The 16,958-nt window shown below is 58.9% G+C and carries 15 protein-coding genes; 6 read left to right on the top strand and 9 right to left on the bottom strand.

The window, feature by feature from the left end; all coding sequences use genetic code 11:
• Positions 1-20: 20 nt before the first annotated feature.
• The 3 genes from KIT79_08540 to KIT79_08530 form a co-directional block, all read right to left on the bottom strand.
• On the bottom strand, positions 21-383 hold the full coding sequence (locus KIT79_08540; GenBank protein ID MCW5829349.1) for a rhodanese-like domain-containing protein: 363 nt from the start codon (positions 381-383) through the stop codon (positions 21-23).
• Positions 384-392: 9 nt separating this feature from the next.
• Positions 393-869: a hypothetical protein gene (locus KIT79_08535; GenBank protein ID MCW5829348.1), complete on the bottom strand. Its 477-nt coding sequence runs from the start codon at positions 867-869 to the stop codon at positions 393-395.
• Positions 870-996: 127 nt separating this feature from the next.
• Positions 997-2,232, bottom strand: coding sequence for a cytochrome P450 (locus KIT79_08530; GenBank protein ID MCW5829347.1), 1,236 nt, complete (start codon positions 2,230-2,232; stop codon positions 997-999).
• Positions 2,233-2,342: 110 nt separating this feature from the next.
• Here KIT79_08530 and KIT79_08525 point away from each other — a divergent pair, with 110 nt between their 5' ends.
• Together KIT79_08525 and KIT79_08520 are read left to right on the top strand one after the other, a co-directional pair.
• Positions 2,343-2,960, top strand: a complete 618-nt coding sequence (locus tag KIT79_08525; protein MCW5829346.1) for a TetR/AcrR family transcriptional regulator — start codon at positions 2,343-2,345, stop codon at positions 2,958-2,960.
• A 132-nt stretch (positions 2,961-3,092) separates the two neighbouring features.
• The gene (locus KIT79_08520) at positions 3,093-4,478 is read left to right on the top strand and encodes an aromatic ring-hydroxylating dioxygenase subunit alpha (GenBank protein MCW5829345.1); all 1,386 of its coding nucleotides are present in this window, start codon (positions 3,093-3,095) and stop codon (positions 4,476-4,478) included.
• An 11-nt stretch (positions 4,479-4,489) separates the two neighbouring features.
• On the opposite strand, the gene KIT79_08515 is transcribed toward KIT79_08520, so the two are convergent.
• Positions 4,490-6,028, bottom strand: a complete 1,539-nt coding sequence (locus KIT79_08515; GenBank protein ID MCW5829344.1) for an AMP-binding protein — start codon at positions 6,026-6,028, stop codon at positions 4,490-4,492.
• 38 nt (positions 6,029-6,066) lie between these two features.
• Complete coding sequence (locus tag KIT79_08510) at positions 6,067-6,753, bottom strand: TetR/AcrR family transcriptional regulator (protein ID MCW5829343.1); 687 nt, start codon at positions 6,751-6,753, stop codon at positions 6,067-6,069.
• A 102-nt stretch (positions 6,754-6,855) separates the two neighbouring features.
• Here KIT79_08510 and KIT79_08505 point away from each other — a divergent pair, with 102 nt between their 5' ends.
• From KIT79_08505 to KIT79_08495, 3 genes are read left to right on the top strand one after another with little or no spacing between them, the layout of a single operon-like run.
• Positions 6,856-7,614 carry an SDR family oxidoreductase gene (locus tag KIT79_08505; protein ID MCW5829342.1) on the top strand — a complete coding sequence of 253 codons (759 nt, stop codon included), beginning with the start codon at positions 6,856-6,858 and terminating at the stop codon, positions 7,612-7,614.
• A gap of 24 nt (positions 7,615-7,638) precedes the next feature.
• Positions 7,639-8,475, top strand: a complete 837-nt coding sequence (locus KIT79_08500) for an enoyl-CoA hydratase (protein ID MCW5829341.1) — start codon at positions 7,639-7,641, stop codon at positions 8,473-8,475.
• Between the two features lie 4 nt (positions 8,476-8,479).
• Positions 8,480-9,283, top strand: a complete 804-nt coding sequence (locus KIT79_08495) for an SDR family NAD(P)-dependent oxidoreductase (protein MCW5829340.1) — start codon at positions 8,480-8,482, stop codon at positions 9,281-9,283.
• Positions 9,284-9,774: 491 nt separating this feature from the next.
• Here KIT79_08495 and KIT79_08490 read toward each other — a convergent pair whose 3' ends face one another.
• Genes KIT79_08490 through KIT79_08480 form a run of 3 tightly spaced genes read right to left on the bottom strand, consistent with a single transcriptional unit; the run spans position 9,775 to position 14,797 of the window.
• Positions 9,775-10,218, bottom strand: a complete 444-nt coding sequence (locus KIT79_08490) for a helix-turn-helix transcriptional regulator (GenBank protein MCW5829339.1) — start codon at positions 10,216-10,218, stop codon at positions 9,775-9,777.
• A complete protein-coding gene (locus KIT79_08485) occupies positions 10,215-11,873 on the bottom strand; it encodes a hypothetical protein (protein ID MCW5829338.1) in 1,659 nt (552 codons plus the stop codon). The genes KIT79_08490 and KIT79_08485 overlap by 4 nt, the downstream gene beginning before the upstream one ends.
• Before the next feature lie 32 nt (positions 11,874-11,905).
• A complete protein-coding gene (locus KIT79_08480) occupies positions 11,906-14,797 on the bottom strand; it encodes a phenylacetate--CoA ligase family protein (GenBank protein ID MCW5829337.1) in 2,892 nt (963 codons plus the stop codon).
• A gap of 55 nt (positions 14,798-14,852) precedes the next feature.
• Between KIT79_08480 and KIT79_08475 the strand changes: the two genes are divergently transcribed.
• Complete coding sequence (locus KIT79_08475) at positions 14,853-16,358, top strand: sigma-54-dependent Fis family transcriptional regulator (protein ID MCW5829336.1); 1,506 nt, start codon at positions 14,853-14,855, stop codon at positions 16,356-16,358.
• Here KIT79_08475 and KIT79_08470 read toward each other — a convergent pair.
• Positions 16,351-16,608, bottom strand: coding sequence for a hypothetical protein (locus KIT79_08470; GenBank protein ID MCW5829335.1), 258 nt, complete (start codon positions 16,606-16,608; stop codon positions 16,351-16,353). The two genes, KIT79_08475 and KIT79_08470, sit on opposite strands and share 8 nt — an antisense overlap.
• Positions 16,609-16,958: the final 350 nt, after the last annotated feature.

The raw sequence follows: 16,958 nt of genomic DNA, 5'->3' as shown, positions 1-16,958 counted from the left end.
GGGAAGCCGGGCCTGGCGGGTCATCCCTTTTCGGCCGGGTAACCCAGTTTCCACCAGCTCTTCATGCCGCCCGAAAGCTGGGCGGCATTCTCAAACCCCGCCTTCTGGAGCAGGCGAACGGCTGGAATACTGCGATGGGCCGACAGGCAGATGGCAACGACGGGACGGGTCTTGTCCAGTTCGAGGTCCGTAAGCCGCTCCGGAAGCTCAGTAATAGGCACACTCACAGCGCCGCGGATCCTGCGATTTTTCCATTCCATTCTGGTCCGGACGTCAATGATCTGGGGCGTCCGGTGGCTTTCCAGAAGATGGTGCAACTCCACGGCGGATATTTCCGGCACACTGCCGAAGGGGATCCACCAGAACCGTTCCTTGAGGCCCATGGATGACGCTCAGGGCTCCAGCGTGAAATACAGGATCAGCACCGGGCCGGAATCGAACCGGTAGTTCATGCGTGCCAGGTACCGGCCCTCCCCGAGTGGACGGGCTTCGCCAAGGATTTTCCGTACCGGTGCGGGATTTCCGTCCACGTCATAGTCGAACTGGATGACGGGGCCGGTACCATCCAGAGCCTCTGCCTGTGCTATCCGGAACGAGGCGAACTCGGTAGAGCCGCCCAGCCAGACGTTCGATCCGGTGCCGTCACCAAACCGCTTTCCGCGCCAGGGCGATACGGGGCTGTTGACGATAGAGAGCAGGGCGGATCGGAGCGTTTCTGGAAGCGAGTCGAGGCCGGGCGTCGCCAGAACCTTGCCTGTATAGGTGCCGCTCAGATCGCCGGCAGAACCAGACGGTAACTGTGCAAAAATCCGGGCCAGTTCGGAAAGCGACAGGCCGGCAAGGGAAGAAATGTCGTGTCTTGTATTCACGGGAGAAAGTGCCTTGAAAGCTGGTGCAGATACCGGGCTCAGACCAGCAATCCGAATGAACAAGAGCCCGAACCATTTTCTACGACTACCAATAAAAATGTCAATGACTCCGGTGTCAGGGAAAAGTTCATGGTGCTCGCGACATACGAAAAGTCTTGAGCCCAAACAGGAACGAGGATGGCAAGAACTGGGGTGGCTCATCACCAACTGGCCGCAGCGGGCCGACCCGCCTGAAAAATGTCTCGAAAGCGATTTGGCCTTCGACGCGGGCGAGTGTGGCTCCAAGACAATGGTGGATTCCCATGCCGAACGAGAGGTGCTTGCCGGGCGGGCGGGTAATGTCGAACCGGTCGGGATCGGCAAAGACCGCTTCGTCGCGGTTGGCGGCCCCGGCCCACACCATCATCATGTCGCCGGGCCTGATGGTCTTGTCTCCGAGTTCCGTCTTCCGGATGCAGTAGCGGGGAAAACCCTGTATCGGGGCGTAATACCGTAGCGATTCCTCGATCGCATCGGGTATCGCCGCCGGTTTCCTGACAATATGATCCATCTCCTCAGGAAACTGGGTCAGTGCAAGGGCCGTGTTGCTGAGAAGATTCGTGGTGGTCTCGTTGCCGGCGACCATCAGCAGGACGCAGGTCGCCAGAAGCTCATCGGCTGAGAGTTTCTCGCCCTGCTGCTCAAGCTGGACAAGCTGGCTCACGAGGTCGTCGCCCGGTTCGCGGCGGCGTCTCGCAAAAATCTCCAGAAAGTAGTCCGTGAACTCCCGGCGCCACTCCATGTTTTCGTCACCGATATCGCCAGACATGATTTTCTGGACCGGAACGGAGACAAAGCCATCGGACCAGCGCTTGAAGTCGTGGCGCCGTTCGATATCAACGCCCAGAATCTCCGCGACCACATGGACCGGAAGAGGGATGGCGAAATCCTCTACGAAATCGAAGGTGTCCTTCTTCAGGATGCTATCAACCAGCTCGTCGGTCATCACCTGTATCCGGTCCTGGAGCTTTCGGATCGCCGTGGGAGAGAAGGCCCTTGTGACAAGCCCGCGCAGGCGTGTATGCCTGGGCGGGTCATTCATCAACATCAGATTGTCGACAAATTCCGCCGTTTGTCCCATGACCGGGACGAGCCGCTTGATCCGTTCCTCCCGCCGGTCGGGGGCGCCTGCCACCAGAAATGAATTGAGGGGACTTGAGGAGAAGTTTTCCGCCTCGCGGAGTGAGCGCACGCATTCCTCATATCCCAGGATGTGCCAGACGGGAAAAATCCCCTGCTGATGGACAGGGCTACGCTCCATCGCCTCACGATAGGCCTCGAAACGGGAGCATCCGGGCGGAAGCAGCAGTGGATTGAACTGCACCCGTATCTCTCCTTGCCACTCGCGGGGTACGTCCCCGGAAAATACGAGCTTACGCTCGTATTGTTGGCCACGTCGGGTTAATGTTCAATTCGCATTCGGAGAGGTTGGGCATGACGGTAAATACTGCCAGACCCCGCAAAAAACCCCAGCAGGCGCGTTCCCGTGAAACATTTGATGCAATTGTTAAGGCATCTGCTCGCATTCTGACAGAACAAGGCTACGACAACCTCTCCACGAACCGGATCGCACGGACTGCTGGAGTGAGTCCCGGCTCCCTCTACCAGTATTTCCCGAACAAGGAAGCCATCATCGCCGCGTTGCTGGATTCCCTGCTCGATCGGTTCGGTACCATACTCCAGAAACGTCTTGCAGAGGTGATGAACGAGCCACTTGAGACCGCAGCACACAAGATGATGCGGGCGCTCGTCGAGATGCTGGCGACCGTGCAGCCGAGACTCGTAAGGAATCTGGTGGAGCAGGTGCCGCGGGTAGGACGCCGCGGGATGATCGGAGCAGTACGCCAGCGGGGCAAGGATCTTGCCAGGATGTATCTGGGGGCACACCGCACGGAACTGCGGATCACCGACATTGATCTGGCAGCGTTCTTCGTGACCTCTCTCGCCGAGAATCTCACCTTCCGGATCGTCTTTGACCGCCCCCGGCACCTGTCGGCGGAATACTGTGCCGACGAAGCTGCCGACCTGATCGTCCGCTACCTCGCGAAGTGAGTGCCTGAATCCGGGAGGGTTTTGTTTAATCTGGATATCCATCCGGTTGCCGGTTGCTGCTTTGCTTTAAACATGTTTAATCTATTGAACCTGTTGCATTCTGTCGTTGCCGGGTGACTGGAGGGAGCAGAGATGGGCGAGTCGAACCTGAAGACCACCGACAACCGGTGCAAGGCGCCAACCGTACAGCAGATTCTCGACCGGGAGACCCGGCCAGTCCCTCCCGCCCTTCGTGAAACGGTGGCCGAAAAGATGCCGGCCGCCGACCTGCCAGTGGAGCGCTACACCTCGCGGGAGTTCCATGACCTCGAAATGGCGCGCATGTGGAACCGGGTATGGCAGATGGCTTGCCGGGAGGAAGATATTGCGAAACCTGGCGACTATCTGGTCTACGAGATCGGCGATCATTCAGTCCTGCTTCTCCGCACCCAGGATGGCGACATACGGGCCTATCATAACGTCTGCTTGCACCGTGGACGGCTGCTGAAAACGGGACAGGGCCATGCCGCCGCGATTCGATGTCCGTTTCACGGGTTCACATGGAAGCTGGACGGTTCGATTCATGAAATCCCCTGCCGCTGGGATTTTGCCCACAAGACAGACGAGGAGTTCCGGCTGCCGGAAGTGAAGACCGGCCTGTGGGGCGGGTTCGTCTTTATCAACCTTGATCCAGAGGCAAGGCCGCTCGCCGATTATCTGGACGTCGTGCCGCAACATTTCGAGCGGTGGGATCTCGGGAACCGGTACAAGTCGGCGCATGTCGGCAAGATCGTCGCCGCAAACTGGAAGGTCTGCGCGGAGGCGTTCATGGAATCATACCATGTGATCGCCACCCATCCACAGATCATGCCTTCCACGGCGGACGCCAATACCCAGTACGACGTCTATCCCGGCAAGCCGCACTTCAACCGGATGATCACGGCGATGGGGGTGGCGAGTCCGCACCTGGGCGGGGATGCTTACCCGGATGAGAAGATCCTCGACTCGATGATGGCGGAGTACGCCGGCCGGGAAGGAAACAAGATCAGTGTGAAACTGCCGCCCGGCCAGACCGCCCGGAGTTTCACGGCGAACATGCTGAGAGGGATGATCGGCGGCAGCAGCGGCTGGGATCTCAAGCAGGCTACCGACAGCGAGATGCTCGACGCGATCCAGTATTTCGTTTTCCCCAATCTGTTTCCCTGGGGAGGATTCTTCAACAACATTGTCTACCGGTTCCGGCCGGACGGGCACGACCCGGATTCCTGCCTGATGGAGGTGATGCTGCTTGCGCCGGTCCGGAAGGGCGGCGAGCGGCCACCGCCGGCAAAATACCGGCTTCTGGGTTCAGATGAAGCCTGGGCATCGGCCAAGGAACTGGGGCTTCTCGGTCCGGTATTCGATCAGGACATGAGCAATATTCCATTCGTACAAAAGGGGCTTAAAGCCGCCGTGAAGCCGGGCGTTACGCTCGGAAACTACCAGGAGAGCCGCATCCGGCATCTGCACAGGACGCTCGATGATTACCTGAAGGGTTGACCGACCTCACGTTACGGCGAGCGGGATTCCGGCCAGTAGGGGGCCTTGAGCTTTTTCTTGTTCACCTTGCCGGCGGCCGTGCGGCCCAGATCGGCAACGAAGTCCACCGATTTTGGGCATTTGTAGTGGGCGAGATTCGCCTTGCAGAAGCTGATGATCTCCTGGGCCGGGGGCGGTTTTCCCGGGTCTGCGGCCACCACGATGGCTTTCAGTTCCTCTCCCATCACCGGATGGGGAACCCCGATACAGGCGACGTCGTCCACCTGTGGATGACGAAGGATTACCGACTCTGACTCGGCGGGGTAGATGTTCACACCGCCCGACACGACCATGTCTGAGAACCGGTCGGTAATATAGACGAAGCCGCCGGAATCCACGTAGCCGATCTCGCCAAGAGTGAATATACCAGGTGCAAGATGCGCCGCGGCCGACTTGGCTGGGTCGTTGTGATAGACAATGCCCCGGCCGGTAGAGTCACGGAAGTAGAGCCTGCCCTCGGTACCGGGAGGAAGTTCCCTGCCCTGATCGTCGGTCACCAGCACGCTGAATGGCGGTACGGGTTTCCCCACAGAGCCGGGATGTTTCAGCCAGTCGTACGGCGAGATGGCGCAGGTCGTTCCGACTTCAGTCGCGCCGTAGGCCTCATAGAGAACCGGTCCCCACCAGTCGAGCATCCCCCGTTTCACGTCCACCGGGCAGGCGGAGCCCGTGTGGAAGACAAACTTCAGGCTGCGGGTATTGTATTTCTTCCGGATATCCTCCGGCAGCGCCAGCAGGCGGATAAAATGGGTCGGCACCAGAACCGAGCTTTCCACTTTATAGTTATCAATGGCCGCAAGGACCGCTTCAGCGTCAAACTTCGGAAGCACGACGACCGGCTTGCCTCCGCCCAGCACCCGGACGCCTGTGAGAGGCCCCGTATGATAGAGCGGGCCTGCAACCAGATGCGTTCCGAACAGGGCAAAGGGAGCCCGGGCAAGGCGCTCCAGATGTTCCTCCACGGTCGCACCACCTGCGAACATCGTCGGCGGCAACTCCGTGCCTTTCGGCCGCCCGGTGGTGCCGGACGTGTACATGAAATTCGCCCTGGGAGCATGGTCCAGCGGAGGTGGCTGGGTAGACGCCCGATCCAGCCAGTCATTCCAGTGGACGACCCCCTCTGCAGGCTGGCAACGCCAGCCGATGACGAGGGGGATCCGGGCGAGCCGGGCGGCCTCGAGCCCCGTCCGGGCCGTTTCCGGACCGACGAACAGCACCGTCGAGCCGGAATCCTCCAGGATGTAGGCAAGCTCCGGGGCCGTGAGATGGAAGCTCGCCGGTACGGTTGATGCACCGCCAATAAGGCCACCCAGATGCGCTAGCAGCGTTTCCGCCGAATTCTGGGCGAAGATGGCCACGCGACGAACCGGAGTTGGGTCCAGCGCCAGCACTCCGTTGGCGATACGGTTCAGAATCCGGTCGATATCGCTCCAGTTGAACTCCTGAAGGTGGTCCCGGAGTGCAATCTGGTCCGGATTCGAGATTGAACGGGCGGCAGCGAATGAAGGCATGGTCATTGTTCCATGGCCGGACAGTCTTCCCAATCACATCAGGACGTGCGGCTTGCCGGTTGCCGGCGGGCTGGTTTTTCAGAATAGGCATCGGCCTGCACGGTACGGATCCGTTTCTCCAGCACTCTGGCCGCCGGACCCGCCGCAACTCCCCGCAGCATGAGGCAGGAACCGTACAGCATCGAGGCCGGCAGGGCCTTGTCGCTGAGATAGCCACTCTCCCACTGGAGCGCACAGATGATGAGATGGCTGGCGACCTGTTCTGACAGGATACGGGGATCGACCCATGCCTCGATTTCGCGGGATGATTTCATTTCATGGAGGGCGTTTTCGATGTCCCGTGCAAGAGCACCGGCGATCATCTCGCTCACCTCCCGCATCTGCCCGGAGTTCACAAACACATCGAGGACGGCCCGGGAGTAGCGCGACAGTCGCAGCATTTCCGAGCTGCACCGGGTGACAATGGATATCACCCTGTCAAGGCCCTTCGTGCGGGTTTCCCGGTCTATCGTCTTGAGAAGGGTCGAGAACTGTCCCTGCATGGACCGGGACAGTAGTTCCGCCTTGTCTCCGCAAAGGTTGTAGAGCGTCGGAACCGACACCCGGCTCGCTGCTGCGAGATCCCGCATGTTGACCCCTTCATAGCCCCGCTCGGCGATCATTCGCCGGGCGGTTTCCATGATCCTGTCGATCCGTTCCTGCCGCTGATTTTCCAGAAGACCCATGCCGACGCTCCTGTAATGGTCCGGGGATTTTCCGGATAAACCATATTGCGTTTAACATTTTAAACGTGTTAAAGCCAAGAGCAGGCCTGCCGGGAGGAAAGCATGGATCTGAAACTGAAGGGCAAGAAGGCGATCGTGACTGGGGCCAGCCGTGGCATCGGTCGGGCCATAGCCGAAACACTCGCGGCCGAAGGTGCCGACATCGCTGTCTGTGCCCGCAACGAGGCGGGACTCAAGACGGCTGCAGAGAGTCTTGCCCGCCATGGCGGGAGAGTGTTTACCAAATCCGTCGATGTAAAGGATGCAAAGACGCTGAAGACCTGGATCGCCGAAGCCGCCGGACAACTCGGTGGAATCGACATCCTGGTGCCGAATCCGACTGGTGGAGGAAACCCCGGAGAAGCCGCCTGGCAGGCGAATTTCGAGACCGATCTCATGGGGAGCGTGAGATGTTTTGACGCTGCGCTGCCGTTTCTCCTGAAAAGTGGCGAGGCCAGCGTGGTGTTCATCAGCAGCACGGCGGCAGTCGAGTATTTCATGGCCCCGATCCCCTACAGCGCGCTCAAGGCGGCCCTGATTACCCATGCCAAGGGCCTGTCCCAGATGTACGCGGCAAAGGGGATCCGTGTGAACTGCATTTCACCCGGTCCGGTGATCTTCGAGGGCGGGCAGTGGGAAATGATGAAGAAAGGCATGCCGGCGTTCTATGAACAGACCGTCAGGCAGTGCGCCATCGGCCGCATGGGTACACCGGAAGAGATCGGACGGGCCGCCGCTTTTCTTGCAAGTCCCGTGGCGAGTCTTGTCACTGGTATCAATCTGGTCGCCGACGGCGGTTTTACGAAACGCGTGGCATTCTGAGCCCGGTTTCAGGGAGCGGACAGCATGGGCACAGATCCCGAGTTCACCACAATCCGTTATGATTCCCCCTCTGCCGGAGTGGCCCGGATCACCCTGGCCCGCCCAGAGACCCGGAACGCCCAGAGCAAGAAGATGCTCTATGAGATCAATACCGCGTTCGACCTGGCAGCGCATGACAAGGACGTGAAGGTGATCGTCCTCGCCGCCGATGGTCCGCACTTTTCTTCGGGACACGATCTTCGGGACAATACGCCCCTGACGTCGTTCACTCCGGTCACGAACTGGGGCGGCTTCGACCTGCCGGGAGCCGAAGGGTACATGGCGCAAGAGGAAGAGATTTATCTCGGTCTTTGCTGGCGTTGGAGAAATCTGCCGAAGCCGACGATCGCCCAGGTGCAGGGAAAGACGATTGCCGGCGGGCTGATGCTGATCTGGGTCTGCGACCTCATCATTGCCAGTGATGATGCGACGTTTTCAGACCCGGTCGTCGGTTTCGGCGTGAATGGTGTCGAGTATTTCGCCCACCCCTGGGAAGTCGGCGTTCGCAAGGCGAAGGAAATGCTCTTTACCGGGGATCCGGTCACAGCTGCCGAAGCGAAGGCGCTTGGCATGGTGAATCAGGTGGTACCGAGGGATGAACTGGAAAAGCGGACGCTTGAACTGGCCTCGAAGATCGCTTCCCGGCCCAGCATGGGGCTCCGGCTGGCCAAGCAGTCGGTGAACCAGACCCAGGATGCTCAGGGCCTCTGGACGGCGCTGCAGGCGGCGATGTCGCTCCAGCAGCTTGGCCATTCCCACAACATGCAGGTGCACAAGCTGCTCATCGACCCGCGAGGGATGATGAAAACTCCGCCGAAATAAGTTCATGAAAGACCTCACCGGAAAGGTTGCCGTTATAACGGGTGCCGGTAGCGGGATCGGCGAGGCCGTGAGCCTTGAGCTGGCCCTTCGGGGTTGCGATGTCGCCCTTGTGGATATCAATGAAACCGGTCTCGAATCGGTCCGCCAGCGTGTCGAGGGACTTGGCCGAAGGGCGTCAGTCCACCGGATGGATGTCTCCAGGCGGGACGAGATGGAAAAGCTCCCCGGAGCGGTCCTTGGTGAGCACGGGCAGGCCGATATCCTGGTGAACAATGCCGGCGTCGCGCTGCTGGGCGGTTTCGCAGATCACACGATCGAGGACTTCGAGTGGGTCATCGGCGTCAACCTGTGGGGCGTGATCTATGGCTGCAAGTTCTTCCTGCCGCTGCTTGAGAACCGGCCTGAAGCACACATCGTGAACATTTCGAGCATAGCCGGTTTCATGCCCATCGCCGGCATGCCGGGTTACGTACTGACCAAGCACGCCGTACGGGGATTTTCGGAGACACTGCGCGCCGAACTGGCATCGAAACATATCGGCGTCACCTGCGTCCATCCCGGTGCCGTCCGGACGAACATTCCCGCCGCCGCCCGCTACCGGGGCAAAGCCACCACGCTGAAAGACCGGGGCAGGGGTCTAGTGGCAAAGTTCGGCGTGAAGCCGGAGTTAGCCGCCCGGCAGATCGCGGATGCCATCCAGTCTAACGAACCCCGCCTGCTGATCGGTCCGGACGCCAGAGTCCTCGACGCCCTCTCGCGCCTGATGCCCAAGGCCCCTGGCACGCTGATGGGATTATTCGGCAAGTAGCTTGCGACAGGAGATGCCGGGCTCGAACCGGCGACTCGCTGATTAAGAGTCCGGCACTGGCATTCCGCGAACTGCGGCCAGAAATATCAGTAATTCTCAAGGTTCGTAGAAGTTCGTAGGTTTCCGGGCAAAAAAGCAAAGCCATGTGCGCCCGGCGAACCGAGACGACGAAAAGATGTTCGCTGGTCTTGATCGCTTTACAGACAGCCACCAGCGGCTTTGCGCCACGTCCGATAACGACGAGGTGGAGAGGTTTTTCTCCGGCGGCTATGGCGAGCGGGGTTTCGCCGCATATCGAGCGCCTGTTCGCCTGAATCGGCTGGTTCTGAAAAATGTTTGCCAGGCACGGAGTTTTATCCGGAAAACTTCTTCGGCTTCATCTGCCAAACTTTACTCCTGATCCTCCCCAGGCATTCATGAAACCGGTTCTATTTAAGACCGGGAATGGGATTAAGGGACCATTTGTATCCAAAGGCTGTGACGGTGGTCGTTTAGACAAACTTGTCTGATGGATTTGGGCGCAATTTGGGAGACGACCTCCTGGCCACAGGTACTTCTGGAGTTTTCCCGACTGTTTCCAGAACCATTCTGACGAAGCTCCTGTCGATTTCGTTCAGCTTGCGGTAGTCGCCAATCAGTTTTTGCTCGAGATTCCGGCTGATTTTAGGGAGTGATGAATCGACGAGCTTCCCCTCGCAGATGGCAGCGTTTTGGAGATAGTCCGGCCGGTCATCGCCGCTGTCCAGCAGCCAGTTGAGGTCGACGTCGCAGGCGCGTCTTATCCGGCCGAGCGCCAGCCAGCCGGGTTCGGCAAAACCGGATTCCCATTTGGCAACAACCACCGCCGTTACTCCGGCCATGCGTCCAAATTGCTGGGGAGTGAGTCCGAGTTTGGTCCGGAGTTGATAGATCTTTTCGCCTTGCGCTGGGGTCATACGGGTATTCCTTTCTGGCTTGCCGAAGGGGAAAAACGGAACATCAGCAGATGCTTTTCCAGTTCAAACTCCAGTTCCTGGATTGACCGCCACTGCCGGCGGCAGAACGAGTGTCTCTCTTCCGGCGTCAGGCGGAAGAAGGTGCCGTAGCTGGCTTCGAGCCGGGAAAGAATGAGATCCAGATGGACCGATATGTTGGAAGCCCGTTGCAGCGGACTGCCCAAGGCGAAGAGGGGAGCTTCCTGAAGATTGATATCCGTACCGCCGAAGAGGCCGTATCCAATCAGATCGTTCCGGTCCATAGCAGTAACGAGCAGGAGCTTGGCTCCATCTGAGACACAGGCGGAAACCGTGGTTTCCAGATGTTCGGCACGGGCCTGCTCCGCCAGCCGGATGACAATCATGACATCCCTGAGGTTCCGTTCTTCCTTCAGCAACCGGACCGCATCCTCGCGGCCGCCATCCAGTTTTGCGACCAGTTCAGCCGTGAAGACCAGGCTTCGCCGGACCTGTTTGGCAAGGGACTTGATGGAAATCGTATCGAGATATCCTGTTGCGGAAAGGATCACCACTGGTTCAGCCGCGAGAGAGGTGGTCATCCTGTTTATCACCTCGATCTCCCGGGCAGAAGAGACGGGCCACGGAGAGGCTACAGGCTCGGCAAAGCCGATAACTTCCGTCCATCCGGTCAGCAGGAGGTTTTCATCCAGGGTTTCCGGAGAATGGGCGTAATGGCTCGCCAGTTTCTCGACACGCTGCCGGTCACCGGGTTTGTATAGAAAATCCACGGCTCCCGGGGTAAAGCTGAGTCCGTCTCCGGCTCCTGCGTAGGCAAACTGCCGGCCTCCCATCACTCCCTCCAGTTCTGAAACGAGAGCATGAATGTCTGGCAACTCAAGCAGGCCCTGTTCCAGATCGGCGAGTTTCCGAAGCAACCGGGAACGCCCGTTTGGGAACAGCCGGCCTGCCATTGCAAGCAGATCCGGCAGCCGCTCTCCTGCAATGACCCAGGCGCCGCCGCAGGCGGGAAGCAAAAGCAGGGCAGGGCCAACCAGATAGTACCGGTTATCTCCGTAGAGAATGGGCAGGACCAGGTTGGAAGTGATGGTGAAAAACGTCCAGAGGATCAGGGAAACAACCAGAACGAGAAACCGGTTCTGGGCTCTCCAAGGTGCCTTGGGCCAGTCACGTATGACGACGGCAACCAGAAACAGGAGTATTCCGGCATCGAAAGACAGCGGGACAATTGCGAATGGTCCGTAGACAAAGGATGGGGGCATGGTCGTCCGGTCGATTCCGGAGATCACCGAGCCGCCAAACAGGGCGAATGAGTGGGCGGCGATGGAGGCCAGAAACAGCAATGCTGACAGTGACCGGGAGGCGTCTGTAGCCAGAAGGATTCTGCGGACGAGCAGGATCATCGCGGGGAAGCCGATGCTGGGGCCTGCATAAGCCAAACGGGTGGCCCAAAGGGCTGCCCGGTCAGATGGGGCCAGATCGATCATGGCGATGGCCATGAGATAAGTAGACGCCGCAACGACTCCCAGAGCAAACCAGCGTGCCTCGGCCCGGTCGTGAGCAAACCTGTAGACATAGCCCGCCAGCGGAATGAGGGAGATTCCAAGCAGTAGCAGGATGGCTGATTGGAGGTTCACTGCCTGCCTATCTCCTCAATGATGCCAGTCCGTTAGCGATCCACATACCGGCGTTTGATGGTCGTGCCGATTCCCAGTTCACCCGGTCGGACTACCCTGACTTCCGGACTGGTGGCTGCCGGGTTATGAGCCAGCGATTCACGGAAATCTATGTTCACTTTCGCAAGATAATCGCATATCCGCTTGCCCGCAACCGTGCTGACATCAGGGCCACCCGTTGTCTCATCCCCGAACATTTCCAGATCGATTTCGAATCGCACTTCTCCGGAACTGTTTTCCGAACGGCGTAGACGGAAGCCGCGGACCAGGGGAGCCAGCTGATGATCGGTCAGGATCGCCTCGTGCACCTGGTCGGGATAAACATTCGCACCGTCAATGCTGATGGTCCCGTCGAGACGGCCGAATATGTAGACGAACGGAAACTTCAGGGAACCTGATGCTGGCAGGTCGAATCCGAACTCCCTTGCCGTGTTTACAATCCGGTCAAATGGGAGGATATCCCCTTCGTCTCCGATATCGTAACGGATGCGGGGCTGGTGCGCTTTCAGATTAGTCACGGTGCAGACGAGGGTCCTGCATTCTCCGTCGTGGCGGCGGGTTTCCAGAAAGAACTCTATCGGATTATATTGGCCGAAAAACACCGGAATCCGCTCTGTCTCCAGAAGGGCCCGGCGGAACTCAGGGTTTTCCTCCAGTATTTTTCTGGCCACGAGGGCGAGGGTGGTTTCGTATGCAACGCCGAGATCAAGATCCGAGGCACCGTATGAAGACACGATCCGGGCACCCGATCCCAGATTCACTTCAAGATAACGTCGCCATCCGGCCGTATAGCCTTCGCCGCCATGCAGGATATCGATGGTATATGGTTTCAAATCAAACCCCACCCGTTCCGTGGCGGCCCGGACAAGTTCCCTCAGAAACGGCGGATACCCGGCGATAATGTAACGGTAACGGCGGCCGAAGTACTCGAGGGAATCCAGAATACGCTCTTCTTCCGGGCCGATATTCTTGACGAGTGCCACATGGCGGGCGAGCACGGTTAGCTTGGTTGACGTCGCCCAGGCACCTTGACTGAAACCGTTGAGCAGAATTACCGGGCGGTCGTCACCGGGACGGCCAAAGAGGAACCGGTAGATGAACCGGGCACCGTTTGCGAGCCGGTCTTCCTCCTCGCGGCAACGGGTCCAGTTGGTTGGGATTCCGCTGGAACCGCTCGATTCATCGATGAGCCCTTCCCGCGGAAGTTCCCGGTGGATGCACCTGTCTTCGAGCGGGAACGCCTCGACATAGTCTTCCTTGCTGGTGAACGGAACCTGATCGAGATCCTTCGGTAGATTGTGTCCAGTAAAAGCCGGTACCAGTTTTATCGCACGTTGCGCGGCTGCGAGGGCCTTGCGCCTGCCAAGAGAGAGCAGCAGTTCCGGATTTGCCGTGGTCAGGAACGCTTCCAGTGCTTCTGTGTGGCGGAGCAATTCCTGGAGCAATCCATCCAGGTGTTCCGGATCCAGCGCCTGAAGCAGATGGTCTGGGAACAGATGGCCGATCAGTTCGGGAACTTCAGAGAGTCCTATTGCGATGGAAGGGTACAATTCCGGTGAAAGCGATTTGTTGAGGATCTTTCCTATCCGGACCGGTTCCAGTTCGTCGAGAATGCTCCGTTCGCCACCGATCTGTTCCGCTGATCTGGCGAGCAGCCGGACCAGTGCGCCGGTTTCTGCCGGGCGCTTGAACAGTTCCCCGAGTACCCGGGCGAGATCCTCGCTGGAAAGCAGAACCTTTTGGGTCAACTCCGGTGGTGCGCCCAGGTCTTTGGAATGGCGCAGGGCGAATCCCCGGACCTCGTAAAACCGGCGGACCGCTATTCTTGCTAGTGAGAACGGAACAGGTACGTCCTGAATTCCAAGATCGCTATATAGCCCTTGGATGACAAACTCCATGGCTTTTTCGAAACAGGGATACGGACGGAGCTGGTGACAGGCATTCTCAAGGCGGAGCAGCCGCCGGACGCGGCCTTCACGGCGTGCCAGGGCAATGAATTCGTCCATCTCTTCCTGCAGGAAGTAGTCATCCTTGCCGCCGGATATGAAGGTAAGCGGAATCCCGACTTTGGCGTTCGACTGCAGATTCGCCTCAAGATCATAGCGGCAATCAAAAGTGCCACGAATGGCATTCCAGATGCCGGAGAAGGCGTTGACCGGCACTCCTTCGAGCATCGAGGCCATCTGGCTCCGGTCGATTCTGGAGGTGTTGGAGAGTCGGTCTGCCAGCAGCTGATACCGCCGGGCCGTCTCTCGGTCTTCGCCTTCTTCGGCTTTGCGGGCGGCAATTGCCCCGCAACAGGCGGCCCAGCCGGGCCGTGACTTCATCCGAAGTGCCCAGGCGATCGATACGAGGTCGTAGTAGTCGCGTTTGACCTTGTTCCGGACGAATGTCGGGTAGTGGGGAACGAAGGACAGAAGGGCAAGCGCATCGAAAGTTTGGTGTTCGGCCTGGGACAGAAATGCCTGTGTGGCCCCGATGGACATGGCCACACAGGCAACACGGGTATCGATCTGGATGTCTGGCTGCCTGTTCCGGCAGAGCGTATGGAACTGTTCTGACCTGAGATACCGGCCCCAGTAGGTGCATTCCTCTCCCGACAGATACATGTCATCGAGATTGCCGGGAGCTTCGTCACCTGTGGACCGGAATGCAGGCCGGAACACGATAAATCGGTTTTGGGCCGTGAGAGCCTCTGATACGGGCCCAAGTTCCTCTTTCGGACGTCCGAATACTGGCGGCACGAGAACCGGAATCAAGGGCCCGTCCGCCATTTCCGGTATATCCAGCAGTGCGGTAGCCGGATTTCCGTCGGGATTGGCCAGCGTTAATGGTATGGCCGCCAGTCCGGGAAAGGGTCCGTTAACACTCTGGTCGAAAGGCATCGAACCCTCCATCGCGGGGAAGTGCGGTTGAGGGGACAAGCTCAAAAAGGATGCCGTGAATGTCTCTTTTTGTAACTATCTGGAAGTAATACAGATTTCGGGTTTATATATCTCTCCAGATCATCCAAAATATCCACTTCTGGGCGATGTTGTTGTCCTGCCTGACGGTTTTTCGTCGAAGGATTTCTTTGTGCTGTTTGTGGGACAGAGCCGGTCACTTGAAATATCGGCCAACCGATGGGCCGGAATGCGGGGCGAGCCCTTCCGTTCCCTTCGCGAAGTGCTGAATCCGCTACCCGTCCATCCGGGCGAAATCTGGGTCTGCATCCTGGAGCGGGAACAGGATATTTCCGGTTCTCTGGTCGAGGCATTGAGAATTTCGCCGGGACTCGCCTGCCTGTCTCATGAGGAAATGGCACTGGCCCGGCGGGCTCTTGATGTGGGGTTCAGGGACTATCTGTGCATCCCAACGGCCGAGTCTGTTCTGTTCCGGCGGCTGGATGCATTGCACAACTGGAAGCACCGGCCGGAACCCGTGAAGGTCCACCTGACCGATGAGCTCCTTCAGGCGGCGGATATTCTTGTCCGGAAAGAAGATCTGGACCCCAATGTGGTTGCCGCGATTGAAACTGTGGCACCGTTTCCGACGACTGTTCTGCTTCAGGGAGAAACGGGGTCGGGAAAGGAAGTGGCCGCACGGATAATCCACGTTCTGAGCCAGAAGGCCAAGGGGCCGTTTGTTTCAATCAATCTTGCCGCCATGCCCAGGGATCTGGTGGAGAGCGAACTGTTTGGCCATGTGCGGGGTTCGTTTACCGGCGCCACCCAGTCGCGCAAGGGGGCATTCTCGGTCGCACGCGGTGGCACGCTGTTTCTCGACGAGATCGGCGAGGCGCCGCTCGAAATCCAGGTGAAGCTCCTCAGGGCGATTCAGAACCGTGAATATCTGCCGGTCGGAGCCGAACGGGCCGAACGGAGCGACTGCCGTATCATTGCGGCGACGCACCGGAATCTGCTCGCAGAGGTTGAAGCTGGCCGCTTCCGGCAGGATCTGTACTACCGTCTCTCCGTCTATCCGGTTGAACTCAAGCCGCTTCGCGAGCGCATTGATGACCTGCCAATGCTTGCGAGAGCGATTGTTGAGAAGCTGAATAACCGGCTAGGGACGTCGGTCACTGGCATCGACAGCGAGGCGATCAGGCGGATGAGCGAATATGGCTGGCCGGGAAACGTCCGGGAACTGGAAAACGTCCTTGAACGGGCGATGATTACGGTCCAGTCAGGCCGGATACCGCCTGATGTGATCCACATCGACGCGGAAGCCGCCCGGCCATCAACCGTCAGCAGGACGGTTATTATCGAGGTAAAGGATTCTGACTTCGGGGGATCGTTCGATCTGGACCGGACATTGGCGGAATTCGAACTGGCTCTCGTTCGCAGGGCACTGGACCTGTCAGGCGGAAACCTGTCCCAGGCCGCACGGCTGCTGGGGATCCCCCGGACCACGCTTCACAACCGGCTGATTCGTTCCGGGGTCCGGGTTGATGAGGAGCCTAGTTGAACCGCCGGGCCCGGTTCCATTCCCGGGCCTTGTCGTTCCAGAGAGCAAAAACGGACTGGAAGAGCAGTTCTCCGTTGTATTCGTCGAATGCAGAGCAACGATCGAGAATTGCCGAGACCAGAACCTGCGGGGATTCGTGGTGGTCGAGTGCCTGGTCAATAAGACGGCCAACTTCTTCTCCGGAGAAACTGCATCCACAGGCTTCCAGCCATCTTGAGAGATCATTGAAGACTGAAGACGGGGTTTTCACGCTTACGGCCGCCTGCTTTCGGGCTCGCGGGAGTAATCACCGAAAGCCGTATACTCGTATAACATGGACCAACTGGTGCGGTGCCAGTCTCAACCTCACCCCAAAAACTGTACCTGCTCTCTGTGGGAAGGTCACAAGACCAGCCCCGCTTGCCAGCGAAAACGCTGTCCCAAAGTCATCCGCTCCCGTTTTTCAGGAGTTCGGGCGGTCTTGGCCGGAACCGGCCGTAATGGACCCATTCCTGCAATCTGACAGGGATACCGGGGGTTTAGCTGCCGGGGGAAGGTGTGGTGGGAGATGCCGGGCTCGAACCGGCGACCCGCTGATTAAGAGTCCGGCCCTTTAACCCT

This window comes from Deltaproteobacteria bacterium, assembly GCA_026129095.1.
In the GTDB taxonomy this organism is placed as follows: domain Bacteria; phylum JAGRBM01; class JAGRBM01; order JAGRBM01; family JAHCIT01; genus JAHCIT01.
Note: the sequence above shows the minus strand (reverse complement) of the source record. Positions and strands in the feature narration are given on the sequence as shown.